This window comes from Ekhidna sp. (assembly GCF_039940915.1).
In the GTDB taxonomy this organism is placed as follows: domain Bacteria; phylum Bacteroidota; class Bacteroidia; order Cytophagales; family Cyclobacteriaceae; genus Ekhidna.
In genome coordinates, this window is record NZ_JBDVFO010000001.1 from 947586 (window position 1) to 960383 (window position 12798).

General features: G+C 40.3%; 11 protein-coding genes. 4 read left to right on the top strand and 7 right to left on the bottom strand.

The features are described from left to right. Window positions 1–20: 20 nt before the first annotated feature. The 4 genes from ABJF57_RS04350 to ABJF57_RS04365 form a co-directional block, all read right to left on the bottom strand. Window positions 21–761 (bottom strand): HEAT repeat domain-containing protein, encoded by a 741-nt coding sequence (locus tag ABJF57_RS04350; RefSeq protein WP_462230853.1) that lies wholly within the window; start codon window positions 759–761, stop codon window positions 21–23. Between the two features lie 12 nt (window positions 762–773). Further along, complete coding sequence (locus tag ABJF57_RS04355) at window positions 774–1307, bottom strand: RNA polymerase sigma factor (RefSeq protein ID WP_462230851.1); 534 nt, start codon at window positions 1305–1307, stop codon at window positions 774–776. Between the two features lie 102 nt (window positions 1308–1409). Further along, a complete protein-coding gene (locus tag ABJF57_RS04360; protein WP_462230849.1) occupies window positions 1410–3335 on the bottom strand; it encodes an adenylate/guanylate cyclase domain-containing protein in 1926 nt (641 codons plus the stop codon). A gap of 1 nt (window position 3336) precedes the next feature. Next, window positions 3337–4881, bottom strand: a complete 1545-nt coding sequence (locus ABJF57_RS04365; protein WP_462230847.1) for an MFS transporter — start codon at window positions 4879–4881, stop codon at window positions 3337–3339. A 182-nt stretch (window positions 4882–5063) separates the two neighbouring features. Here ABJF57_RS04365 and ABJF57_RS04370 point away from each other — a divergent pair, with 182 nt between their 5' ends. The 3 genes from ABJF57_RS04370 (at window position 5064) to ABJF57_RS04380 (ending at window position 9244) form a co-directional block, all read left to right on the top strand. Beyond that, window positions 5064–6686 (top strand): hypothetical protein, encoded by a 1623-nt coding sequence (locus ABJF57_RS04370; RefSeq protein WP_462230845.1) that lies wholly within the window; start codon window positions 5064–5066, stop codon window positions 6684–6686. A 20-nt stretch (window positions 6687–6706) separates the two neighbouring features. Further along, entirely contained in the window at window positions 6707–7630 is a 924-nt protein-coding gene (locus ABJF57_RS04375; RefSeq protein ID WP_462230843.1) for a hypothetical protein, read from the top strand. A gap of 93 nt (window positions 7631–7723) precedes the next feature. Then, window positions 7724–9244 carry a BspA family leucine-rich repeat surface protein gene (locus ABJF57_RS04380; protein ID WP_462230841.1) on the top strand — a complete coding sequence of 507 codons (1521 nt, stop codon included), beginning with the start codon at window positions 7724–7726 and terminating at the stop codon, window positions 9242–9244. Between the two features lie 51 nt (window positions 9245–9295). Here the strand turns inward: ABJF57_RS04380 and ABJF57_RS04385 are convergent, their stop codons facing one another. Further along, entirely contained in the window at window positions 9296–10024 is a 729-nt protein-coding gene (locus tag ABJF57_RS04385; RefSeq protein ID WP_462230839.1) for a DUF3667 domain-containing protein, read from the bottom strand. Window positions 10025–10074: 50 nt separating this feature from the next. Between ABJF57_RS04385 and ABJF57_RS04390 the strand changes: the two genes are divergently transcribed. Next, entirely contained in the window at window positions 10075–10404 is a 330-nt protein-coding gene (locus ABJF57_RS04390) for a hypothetical protein (protein ID WP_462230837.1), read from the top strand. Here ABJF57_RS04390 and ABJF57_RS04395 read toward each other — a convergent pair. After that, window positions 10401–10775 carry a response regulator gene (locus ABJF57_RS04395; RefSeq protein ID WP_462230835.1) on the bottom strand — a complete coding sequence of 125 codons (375 nt, stop codon included), beginning with the start codon at window positions 10773–10775 and terminating at the stop codon, window positions 10401–10403. The two genes, ABJF57_RS04390 and ABJF57_RS04395, sit on opposite strands and share 4 nt — an antisense overlap. Window positions 10776–10778: 3 nt before the next feature. Continuing rightward, window positions 10779–12758 (bottom strand): sensor histidine kinase, encoded by a 1980-nt coding sequence (locus tag ABJF57_RS04400; protein ID WP_462230833.1) that lies wholly within the window; start codon window positions 12756–12758, stop codon window positions 10779–10781. Window positions 12759–12798 lie beyond the last annotated feature (40 nt).

Genomic DNA, 12798 nt, shown 5'->3' on the forward strand with positions numbered 1-12798 from the left:
GAATTAGTACCGGTATGTTTTTATGTCAACACCTGAATTGCAACTTCTGCTTGTTGCTTCACTTCAGGAGATGTTTCTTCTTTTTCTATGATGTCTTTCAATGGAGCAATTGCGCTACGTTCTTCAGCCTCTACCAAAATGGTGATGAGAGATATCTGCAAGAGTGGATCCTTCTGTGCCTCCAAAGACTTCACCAGCTCTGCTCTTACATCTGTATTGCCAATGAATTTTTCCACTGCTTTTAGTGCTGCATATCTCACGTTAGGGCTTTCGTCCGAATTCAACGTGGTAATGAGGGTGGCTATCAGCTCATAGTTGAGCGTAGACCGCTCTTCAATCTGATTGACTGCCATGATTCGCTCACTGGCAGAGTGACGTTGCAATGCGCTTGTTAATGTTACTTCTCGTAAAGATTGTATCTCATTTTTAAGCAATGCCAACTCTTGTGATGGGTCGCTTGAGGAAAACTTCCCCATACCAAAACCAACCACAATCAGAGCAACTGCTGCTGCAATTTGCATCCAAGGCCAATGGCCGTTTTTGGAATTTATCTTCTCAGAAATTAATGCTTGCTGAAAACCTGCCTGAACATATTCAGGCACCTCGACTTCAGGCGAGCTTTCGATTGCATCTAACAGTTCCTTCAACTCAGTAAACCGTTTCGCGAGATCAGCATTAGCGTTAATCTTGGATGCTAACGCTGCATTCTTCTCTCCCTCAAGGAGCGCAATCATTTGTTCATCTGTGATTTTTTCTTTCATCACTTTGTATTTTTAATCTTCTGATAGTTCAAAATAAATGTCTCTCAGCTCTTTTATTGTCCGGTGCACTTGCACCTTTATGTTGCTCACAGACGTCTCTCGCATGGTTGCTATTTGCTCATATTTCATTCCCTGAAACTTGCTGAGCACTAATAGTTCCCTTTTTTCATCCGGTAGTGAATTCATCGCCATGTGGAGTTTTTTTTCTTTCTCAAACTCCACATCTCCGCTCACCTCTTGTACCTCCGGCATTACTTCCACAGGGTTGAATTTATCCTTGTGCACCTTCATCTTTCGAAAGTGGTCTTTCACCATGTTTCTGGCAATCTGAAAAATCCAGAATTGAACAGAGTGGCCTTCTTTGTAAGAGTTTCGATACTTCATTACCCGAATGAAGAGGTCTTGCGTAAGGTCATCGCTATCGGCTCGCTCAAGCGTAGACTTAAGAAAGTAGTTATATATGCGCTTGCTGTAGCGATTAAAAACTTCGTTCAAATAGTCCAGCTGCCCTGCCTTAACTAGCGACATCAACTGTTCGTCTGTCATTTCCAAATTCTAACCAGGTTAGTCCCAAATAAATGGGTGGTGATTGTTAAGTCAGATAAGTTACAAGAAAAGGAAGCGAAGGTTACAAGAGGGAATTAAAATTTATTGGATGCCGATCTTACTCAGCAAAGACCGGAATCTGTCAAGGTCCTTGAGTGGTTTCCAAATGGGGCTGACATGAATCAAAAGAACGGCACCAATGCGTTGATCAACTACTTTTTCCAGATATTCTATGGCGAGATCATAATTTCCAAGTCCGGTGTAAAGGGTAGCAAAGTTTAAATCGTGTGATCCATCACGACTCTCCTTTGCTTCTTCCTTCAGCTGCTCTAAGTACATTTCGGCTTGATCTTTTTCCCCTTTGAGTGCATGTGCATACCCAAGCTGCACAAAAGGCTTCATTGAGTGAGCTCCTTCTCCATCCAAAAAGGACTCGAAAATAGCTATTGCTTTATCATACTCTTCCATCATTAAGTATGCCCAAGCCTTAAACTCAAGAGCAGCCTTGAAATCCGGATCCTGCTCATGCAACCAATCGTAAACTTCAATGGCCATTTTATAATCTCCTTGCAGGTAGTAGATATCTGCAAGCATTCGATTGGTTGTCAGCGATAATGGATCTATCTCTCTTGCTTTTTCGATGGCCAATAGGCTGTTTTCAAAATCACCGGTAATGAGGTAGTAAAAGGATAACGCTTGATTCGCCTCCGGTGAACGAGGATTAATTGTCAACGCTTTCTCTAATTGTTCCTTGCCTTTTTCGAAATTCCAGCGCAGAAAGAATTCTACAAAGCCCAGGGACACATAGCCATTTTCTATTTCCGGATCCAATTCTATGGTCTTAAAGGCTGCCTCTTCTGTAAGTCTATAGCCTTCGGATGACTCAATAAATCCTGTAAAAGACATGAGTGAATAGGCCAATGCAAGGCCCGAATAGGCCTGCGCATAGCTGGGTTGCAAGTCAACTGCCTTTTGAAAAGCATCTACCGCTTTTTGAGCGTTTGCTGGCGTCCATTTATTGTAGTAAAAAAGTCCCTGAAGATAAGCGTTGTAAGCTTCTGTATCAATGGACTTGGTCTCATTCGTTTCTTCTATGGATTCTTTAGAGAGTCTTTCCTTCAACTGTTGAGCTATTTTTAAGGAGATTTCATCCTGCACCTCAAAAATGTCTTCTAATAGTCTGTCATAATTTTCCGTCCAAAGTTGATAACCATCGAAGGTGCTACTTAGCTGTACGGCAATTCTGACCCTATTGCCAGATTTCCTGACACTACCATCTAAAATGGACTGCACTTCCAATTGCTTTCCGATGGTTCTCGCATCAACACTCTTCCCTTTGAAAGAAAAAGATGATGTTCTGGAAATAACCCGCAATCCATCCACCTTAGCGAGGGCGGTTATAATCTCTTCCGTAATCCCATCACTGAAGTATTCATTTTCTGGATCGGAACTGCGATTTACGAAAGGAAGTACCGCAATACTTTTAATTCTTTCTTTCACCTTACCCTTCAAATCTGTCCGCTCGGGCACGACCAATCCTTTATTAGTCAAGGCATATACTTCAACCGGTCGTTTGACATTTTTAAGCTCAAACTCTCCCATCAGCACAGGCTGAAAGGTTTGATGATTCTTTATATCATCGAAGACTTTATCCGAAACCATTACTGATCCCGGAATAGAAAATGATTCAATACGCGAAGCAATATTTACCCCATCGCCATAAACTCCTTCTTCTTCCACCACCACATCTCCTGTATGAATCCCCACTCGCAAGGGTATCTTGTTTTGAATAGATGCCAGCTGGATAGACAGCGCAGAATTGGTTGCAGAAATGGTGCTGTTGAAAATCGACAAAGCTCCATCTCCATAGTACTGCAAAATTTGCCCGTCATGATTCTTTATTTCTTGTTCTAATATCCTGCGATGATGGTCTCTTAGTCCTTTGGCATTGAATTCATCTTCTTGCATCATGGCCGTATATCCTGCCAGATCTGTAAACATGATTGCGCTTAGTTGTCTACGAGCCATCTTAGACTTTCTTTTCTTCCACCATGAAAAAAGCAATAGCAGCGGATAGTAAGGCCAGAGCAGCACTTATCCAGCATACCATCTTGTAAACGGATATGAAACTATGATCAAAAATGGTGTTAATCGTTGATTGCAGCTTCGGATCATATTCCAAGGATGCTGTCGCTTCGCCAAGTTTGGATGCTTCAAGCATGACCTGATTTTTGATTGAATCTGAAACAGTGAATGTTTCCATCGATTCTAATACGTAATTTCCAAAAACAAGTATAGCCACCGCTCCAAGTATAGCATTCATAAATGTTCCCGAGATACGCGTAACGCTGTTATTTATGCCTGAAGCTATTCCACTTTTGCTATCGTCTACACAGGCCATGACCGCTGTGGTAAGTGGAACTACAGTAATGGCGATACCCAGAGCAAACAACAAAAATGGTGGAAAATATGTACTCCAATAAGCTGAAGGACCATCGGTCATTCCAATGAAAGAAAACCAAACCATTCCAGCGCCGGTGATGGAGGGGCCCATTATTAAAAACCGCCTTGCTCCATACTTGCTTGCAAGTGCACCCATCTTTCGGGCCGCAAAAACCATGATGAAGGAAAAAGGAAGAAACGTCAGCCCTGCCTGAAATTGTGAATAGCCCTGAATTTGAATGATATTCAGCGAAAGAAAGAGCATCATTGCTCCCATGCCCGCATACAAAAAGAAGCTCAGCAGGTTGACACCGGAAAATGTTTTGTTCCTAAACATGGTAAGAGGCACCATTGGGTCTTGCGTTTTTCTCTCAATCATGACGAAGAAAACCAGGAAAAATGTACCTATCACCAGACTTAAAATAACTATTGGATGTTGATAGCCCCATTCCGGTACTTCAAGAAATCCAAAAGTAAGAGCGGCCAAACTCAAAACCAGTGTTGATGCTCCCTTCCAATCGACTTTAGAAACTTCTGGTTGCTTACTCTCAGGCACCTTGAAGTGAAGTGCCACAATTGACAACAATCCAAATGGTAGATTGATAAAAAAAATCAGTCTCCAAAGTCCCGCATCTGCTAACGCTCCGCCCAATACGGGTCCACAAATGGTGACAATTGTTGTTATTGCAGACCAGGTGCCAATGGCCTTTCCTTTTTCTTCATTGGTAAATACCGCTGAAATAATGGATAAGCTTCCGGGTATCATGAAGGCTCCGCCGATACCCTGGATGGTCCGAAAAACAATGAGTTGTGTAATGTCTTGAGATAGTCCACACAGTGCTGAACCTATGGTAAAAACGATAATTCCGAACTTAAAGACCTTCACTCTACCCAGCTTATCGCCAAGGCTACCGCCAACAATGATTAATGCCGCCAACATCAATAAATAGCTATTAAGTACCCAGAAAAGATCTACTCCATTTGCTGACAAATCCTGTTGGAGAGAAGGTAAAATTACATTTAGCGCCGACCCATCTATAAAAGCCATGCTGGTGGCCAAAATGGTGGAAAACATCGTCCACTTTCCTGTTGAAGAATCCAGAGAATAATGATGCTGCGTTCCGCCATTCATAATACAAGATACCTAATTTCTGATACGGCAAAATGATCTATCTGAAACTTTAATTACTCATATATAAAAGTTTTGTAATGTTGCTTAAATACAATTTTTTATTAAAAAACTGATATTTATCTAAAATGGATATAATTTCGCCCTAATTATTACTACCCATAAAAACAAAAATCACTTTAAAAATGAAAAAATCGATTATTGCAAGTTTGTTTATGATAGTATTACTATCCGCTTGTAAGGAAACAGAAACTACAACTGTAGATATTACAGGTAGTGCTACAATCAAAGGAACCGTTCTTGCTGACTTTGAGAAAGTAAATACTCCTTTTGAGTCTGAGCCAATCAGTGGTGTCCTTGTAAGAATTCTATGGAATTCTGAAGACCTTGCTGTTATCTCAGATGGAGACAATATCAGAAGATCAGCTATTGATACGACTGACGCCAATGGCGAGTTTTCCATTGAAGTGCCTACCATTGACAATGGGGTTTCTTTTACTATTGAAATTGATGACTTCCAAAGAGAAGTCACATTCAATGATGGATCCACGACCGCTACCAAAACAGTTACATTCAGTTCTACATCTACCACTGCTACCGCGAGATCGGGTGAGCAGCTAATATTAGAATTCGATTTAGCGGATAATTTTAAAAATGACTCTGATGACTTAGAAAAATTTGGAACAATAGCTGGAATCGTTGAAGCTGATCTAGAGCAAGTAAATACAAAAGGTATTTCTGAAGTTGCAGCTGGTGCTAATGTTACTGTCAAGTGGGAAAATAATAACGGAGATGCCCTTTCTATTGCCACAACAACTGACGCTAATGGTGCATATACTGTTCAAGTACCCACCAATGATGTAGATGGTGACTTTGAAGTTGTCTTTGAAGAATACAGCGCTGCTGTCACTTATTTCAACGGAATAGAAAACGTTACTGAAACATTAACTTTTTCTGAAGCGAGTGAAGATGTTGGCGTTCAATATGGTGAAACTGTTGAAGTTAATAATGACTTTTTAAGCAATCTAACAGAGAATCTAAATCAGATTGTAATCATCACAGGTACTGTAGAAGCAAACAGTGAAAGAATCAATACTCCAGACCTACTAGAGGTGGCTGTTGGAGCTACTGTTATCATCAAATGGGAAGATTCCGAAACAGGTGCTGATGTCGAGTTTGTTACAACAACTGATGCAAGCGGCGTTTACAGAGTGGAAGTTCCTTACAACGAAATTGATGGCAACCAAGTTGACATTGAATTCCTAGAGTTTACTACTGGCGTAGACTACAATGATGGCTTCAGAGATGTCACTGGTTTCAGTGCAACATTCAACTCTGACGCTAGTAATACTAACCAGGGCTTAAGTGTTGGTACAATACTGGAGGTTAATCACAACTATGGCAGTAATTTCACTGATGAGCTTCCAACCTTTGCTACAATTGATGGGACATTTGTTGTTAGAACAAATGCAATAGCTGGCAGCGAGGTAAACACTCCTGTTTCAAACGCTAGTGTACGAATCTCATGGTTTGATGATGATGGAATCAGACGAGGTACTTTTATTACAACGGATGCTAACGGAGAATATAGCATAGAGGTGAATCTATCAGTGACTCCAACAGATCAATTCTTTGTACAGTTTCCAGAGGTTATCATTGACACGTATCAATTTACAAACGCAACACCTGAGGACGTTACCGGGACTGCTACTTACAATCAGTTTGAAACTTCTTTTTTCCTATCTGCGGGTCAGGAAAGAACAGAAGACCGAACAGATGAAACACCTGATAACGTAGTAGAAAACTAATCAAAGACTTACGAAAGAATATGAAAAATATATTATCAATAGTCTTTGTATTGATTGCCATTGTTGGGTTTGCTCAAGATCAAACTCAGACAGGTACTCAGGTTACGAAGCTAAAAATATTCAGTTCCTCAGGAGAGGAAAATGAATTGCTATCTAAAAACGGATATCAGATTCTTCCAAAGAAAGGTGATTGGTCTTTAGGTATAAACGCAACGTCGCTTCTCCAATACATAGGAAACGCTGCGAATGGAGAAAACTTTAATAGTTCTCCTGGATTTAATCAAGTAAACAAGAATCTCCCTTCTGCAACTATATGGGGTAAGTACTTCATTGCTGATGATTTAGCATGGAGGGGTGGTGTCGATATTTTCGCTGATGCTGACAGAGATCGGTTTAGAGTAGATGACGATGCAAGTTCAAATCCAGACGATGCGGTTTTTGATGTTAGAGATATTAACAGATACGGAGCTACATTAAGTCTTGGTTTGGAAAAACGAAAAGGTAAATCCAGAGTGCAAGGAGTTTATGGTGCAGATGCTTATGTACACTACACGACGAACAACACGACCAAGGTAGATTATGGTAATGCCATTACAGCGAGTAATCAATCTCCTACAAGCGCAGGATTTGGTAACCCAACAGGTGTACCAACTCCCGCACTAGGGTTCAGACTTAAAGAGGCCGATTTTGGCAATGATTTAGAGTTTGGCTTAAGAGGCTTTGTAGGGGTAGAGTATTTCTTCGCTCCAAAGATGTCTTTAGGTGGTGAATTTTATTGGGGTGTAAGCTATCGAACTACAGGTGAAACTTCCGTTACTTATGAGGGTTACGAAGGGTCTACTAATTCTGTACTAGAAACTAGCACTTTTACAGAAGGAAATAGAGATTTAGAAATTGGTTTCAGAAACACTTCTGCTACGATCAATTTGTTTTTCTATTTCTAAGAATTTCTGGCAGACTACAGGGCTGTTGATTCACAACAAGTCCTGTAGTCTGCTCTTCTTCAAATTTCTATGAATCGAAGAAAAACCTGAATAATGAAAATCCATCTGAAGAAAGCCATTAGAAAATCTAAACGGCTTTTGTTTCAATCTGTAAAAGCCAGTTTGATAACGCTGTTATTCACCTCTTGTGGAGGAGAAAATACAAATAGCGGACTATTAATTGCAGAAGAATTTAGCATAACGGTTGAGGAGGGGTTGTTTAATGGGGCTGTTTTTGGGAATGTAGACGTAACAAACCTTACGGGTCAAGATCTCACGTTTGTCCTTGAAAGCCAAACCCCATCTGGAGCAATTTCAATTGATGCAAGTACCGGTGCATTGGCTGTAGCGGATGCGCAATTATTAGCTGAAAGTCAAAGCCCTATTCATGCAATCTATTCTGTCATTGCGGAAGGTGGCGAAAGAGATGCATCAAGTATTACTATTACAGTAATACCATTAGATCCTACCAAAGACAGAACTTCTTTTATAACTACATGGCGTACGTTTGTAGCCAATGAAACTATTACAATCCCTACATTTCCTGGACTAACCTATAACTATAGTGTAGATTGGGGTGACGGAAATACTTCAAGAAATCAAACCGGAAATGCTACACATGCTTACAGCACAGCAGGCATTTATGAGGTTGCGATTAGCGGTGATTTTCCGGCGATATATTTCAATTTTGGTAGCGAGAGAAATAAGATATTAACCATAGAACAATGGGGAAATATCGAATGGACAACCATGCAAGAAGCTTTTGAAGGTTGTGGAAATCTAACCTATAATGCGATAGATATTCCAGACCTCAGTGGCGTTACCAATATGGCTAGAGTGTTTTCGAGCGCAGGCCGATTTAATGGATTTATTGGCAACTGGGATGTCAGTAATGTTACGGACATGAGTAACACTTTTCGATCTGCGAGCTCATTTAATCAAGACATCAATGCTTGGGATGTGCGGAATGTGACAAACATGCAAAGTATGTTTGAGCGAGCCAGTAGTTTCAACAAGCCCCTTGATTCATGGAATGTGGGTAAGGTGATTACCATGAGTGATATGTTTGAAAACACAAATGCTTTCAACCAGCCTATAGGGGCTTGGGACGTGAGCAAGGTGATAAACATGGCCAATATGTTCGAAAGTGCACGTGTGTTTAATCAGCCTATTGGTGAATGGGACGTAAGGAGTGTTACCAGCATGGGGGACATGTTTGAAGATGCTATTTCTTTTAATCAGCCATTGAATAACTGGAAGGTCGGTAACGTTACGTCAATGCGTGAAATGTTTGATAATGCTGCTGCTTTCAATCAGCCCCTAGATCGTTGGGATGTAAGGAAGGTTAGAGATATGGGTAGGATGTTCGAAAGAGCATCTTCTTTTAATCAAGCCTTGGCAACATGGGATGTATCAGCCGTCACGAGTATGTGGAGAATGTTTATAAATGCCCCGGCGTTTAATCAAGACCTTTCAGGATGGTCTGTAGGTAGTGTGACTAATTGTTCAACTTTCAATACAAATTCCGGATTGTCAGCAGGCAACTTGCCAAACTTTACGAGCTGTACGCCTTAGTGTATTTCTAGATATTTATTTGAAAAAGGCTCTCAGCAATGAGGGCTTTTTTTATACATAAAAGATCAATGCTGCAGCCACACTAAATATGATCATCGCGGATATCACGTACATGATATTTAAAACAAAGAGCTTAAATATTGTCGTGATCCATTTTTGTTCATATACTTTTCTCAGAGATATCAGAAGGTAAAGCTGCAGTACGAAAATGGTAATCATCAAGGACCACTGACTGAGAAATACGCTTGTAGGAAAAATATAGTCAATCAAGACTACCATGACCGTTAGCAACACAAAAATGAATGCGTGCAAGTGCACAGAAAAAATGAAGTGGGTGAGGTAAAACCGTCCTGGCTTTCTAAAAAGTACAAAAAGGTATAATGCGAACAGCGGGAGAAGTAAAAAGAAAAGACGTGGCACCCAGATACTAAAAAAATCATCTAAAAACTCTGCCTCTTCGTTGCCTTCCACAGCGATGGTTTTTTCTACCGGACCTAAAACCAAAAAGAAAATGATGCTAATGAAAATAAACATGCGTAGCGGAGGGATATACCGAACCCTGCGTCCGGCAATAAACTCATTGGTTAAATACCCAGGACTAAATAGCAAAGGCCTGACGCTCCGAATAATCAGTGAGTCAAAGGTGAAATAGTCTCCAAGAAAATCTAGAATAAACTGCTTGAAATGGACGACTTTTTCCTTGTGCTCTTGTCCACAGCTTGGACAATATTTAAACTCTTTCTCAAGTTTTTTCTCACAGTTTTTGCAAATCCTTTCCAATATTCCTTGTTTACACTAATATTGATGAACCCCGAAAATAATTCGTTGCATTGAGTTATAAACTATTCACGCTTGGACTTTTTCTTTTCTGCCTGGCTTTTACCGCTAGTGGACAGAAAATAGTTGTGGATAGTACATCTACAAACAAATATTTAATTAAGCCCAAGGAAAAAGAAGCTAGTCCGCCGACCCCCCAAGAAGAACTTACATTCAGTGATCGTGCTTTATCAATCGGAAAAGGAATCATTAATCGATTGAAGGCGAGACTAAACCTGGAAGAAGCTGCTGAAAGCATCAAGGAGAAAAAGGAGAAAATCTTAGGTAAGGAAGAGGAGAAAAAGGAGAAGGAAGAAGAAAGCAAGAAGGAGGGCGATGGCTAAATGCTATTTGGGTTTTTCAAGTGTGTTTCTATTTCATCTCGATCAAACGGTTTAGTAAAAAATTTTTGAATCGTCTTCTGTTTGAGTGCCTGGTCTATTTCTGTGTTGAATGCATACCCGCTTAGTATGTAATACGGAATGTCATTGATGGTTTCTTGTGCCTTTTCAATGAACTCAACACCGTTCATTACAGGCATGTGCATATCACTGATTACCGCCCGAATTCTTCCTCTATTTTCAGCCAACTTTTGTAATCCCTCCTCAGGAGAGTTCGCCACCAAAACTTCTCTCTCTCCTTCGAAAGAAACCCGAAACAAAAGCAGGTTTGCTTCTTCATCGTCAACATATAATATGGCTGGTTTGCTATTCATCCTTTATAATGGAAGGGTTATAATAAACTTCGTTCCTTCATCAATGTTTGATTTTACTTCAATATTACCATCATGCTCCTCAATGATGGATGAGGTAATAAACAAGCCAAGACCCGTTCCTTCACCTGGCGCTTTAGTGGTAAAAAACGGATCATTAATCTTTGTCAGGTTCTCCTCTGGAATTCCAACACCATCATCTTCAATCCAGATTTCCATGTGCTTCTTTCTCCTCAGCGTAGTTATTTCTATTGTTCCTTTGTCATCGATTGCCTGCTCTGCATTAGCCACAATGTTCATTATGGCTTGGTGCAACCTCCCTTCATTTCCCTTAAGTTGTGCTTCCAGCTTGGTGAAATTCGTGATTATCCTCACCTTATTCCTAATTTTATTATGAAGGATTAATAGACAGTTTTCAATGATTTCGTGAATGTTACACTTTTCATCTGTGCTGGGTCCTCTCCTACTGAAATGACTCAGGCTCTTCACAATGTTGGTTGCCCGATCTACCCCTTCATTCACAATTTTGAAATAGGACTTCAACTCTTCGTCCTTATTGCCTTCAAGCTTCTTAGATAGTGCCCCTATTCCATTTTTAATAAAGTTGAGTGGGTTGTTTATTTCATGACCCACACCTGCAGCAAGGACGCCCAATGAGGCCATTTTTTCCGAAGTAATTAGCAGCTTCTGGGTATGTTTCAGCTCCTCGTTATTGCGCTGCAGCGCTTTATTCTTCCTATCATTTTTACGTAAAAGGATCAACATAAGAATCAACAAAGGAGCAATGATGATGATGATGAATGTAAAAAGTTGATTCCTTATTTGTTGGTTTTTAATTTCTAGTTGCTGGCTGGACAGCTTATATCGGTCAGCCTCTTCTTTGATTTTAATCGGTATCAGGCTAAGGTTTCTGGTAACCACATCCTGAAAAAGTGAGTCACGCATTTTAATGTACCGATTCAGGTACGCTATCTCTTTTTCTCTATCACCAAGCTTAGAATAAATGGCGGAATAGAGTTTTAAATTATCAAGTTGTTGTTGACGGATTTGAATTTGCTTTGCCCAATCATCACATTGGTGTAAGTATTCCAATGCCTTACTGAAATTTCCATTCGCAAGTTCGTTTTGTGCAAAAAGGTAGTAGACTTCTGCCATTCCATTTTTATCGTCAATGGATTGACTTGCCTGAAGTGACTTATGCAAATAGTAAAGGACTGAATCGGACCTCCCGTCAAGCATGTATACTTCTCCAATTCCTCGTGCCGCAACCGCTCCCCAATTGAAATTTCTCAATTCTTTTCCCATTTGTAATCCTCTCCTGAAATATTTGAGCGCCTCATCAAGATTACCTTCTTTCATGTATGTGATCGCAATATTGTTGATGGAATAAAGCTCATGATCAAAGTCGTCGATGTCTACTGCCACCGTGTATGCCTGCTCAAAATATTCACGCGCTTGTTTGTGCTCTTCTACACGCTCAAAGATCAATCCGATATTATTAAGTGTAGTGGAAAGTCCGTAAGTCTCACCAAGTTGATCCTTAATCGCCTTTGCCCTCAATAGATGCTCCAAAGCGGTCTGATAACTCCCCAGATGGTAGTACAATAATCCAATGTTATTGTATCCATTATTGATAAGCGTAGAATCTTTTAAGGCCACGCCAATGACGAAAGCTGCTTGATTAAACTCCAGGGATTTATCATATTCACCCTTGTAATAGTGTACTCCTGCGATAAGTCTCAATGACTTTGAGATTAAAGCTGAGTCGGGCAGTTTTTGTGAAAGCTCCAAAGCCTCAACACCGTAACGCATGGCCCTTTCCGGATAATTTAGCCACAAATCAACGACTATTTTATGCAGTGCTGCTATTTTATCAGCACCCTCTTTGTTTTCAACATCACGCATCAAACTGTCTGCTTGACACATTCCAGAAGATAGCGAAAGTAGGAAGATAAATATATATATAACGGCTCTTGACAATCCCATTCAAGAATAAGATAGTAAGAAAAGTGAATAGTACGTGCGA

Bases quoted from the DNA above. Each gene is read 5' to 3' on its own strand.
- ABJF57_RS04350 (WP_462230853.1), bottom strand. From the start codon at position 761: ATGAAAGAAAAAATCACAGATGAACAAATGATTGCGCTCCTTGAGGGA.
- ABJF57_RS04355 (WP_462230851.1), bottom strand. From the start codon at position 1,307: ATGACAGACGAACAGTTGATGTCGCTAGTTAAGGCAGGGCAGCTGGAC.
- ABJF57_RS04360 (WP_462230849.1), bottom strand. From the start codon at position 3,335: ATGGCTCGTAGACAACTAAGCGCAATCATGTTTACAGATCTGGCAGGA.
- ABJF57_RS04365 (WP_462230847.1), bottom strand. From the start codon at position 4,881: ATGAATGGCGGAACGCAGCATCATTATTCTCTGGATTCTTCAACAGGA.
- ABJF57_RS04370 (WP_462230845.1), top strand. From the start codon at position 5,064: ATGAAAAAATCGATTATTGCAAGTTTGTTTATGATAGTATTACTATCC.
- ABJF57_RS04375 (WP_462230843.1), top strand. From the start codon at position 6,707: ATGAAAAATATATTATCAATAGTCTTTGTATTGATTGCCATTGTTGGG.
- ABJF57_RS04380 (WP_462230841.1), top strand. From the start codon at position 7,724: ATGAAAATCCATCTGAAGAAAGCCATTAGAAAATCTAAACGGCTTTTG.
- ABJF57_RS04395 (WP_462230835.1), bottom strand. From the start codon at position 10,775: ATGAATAGCAAACCAGCCATATTATATGTTGACGATGAAGAAGCAAAC.
- ABJF57_RS04400 (WP_462230833.1), bottom strand. From the start codon at position 12,758: ATGGGATTGTCAAGAGCCGTTATATATATATTTATCTTCCTACTTTCG.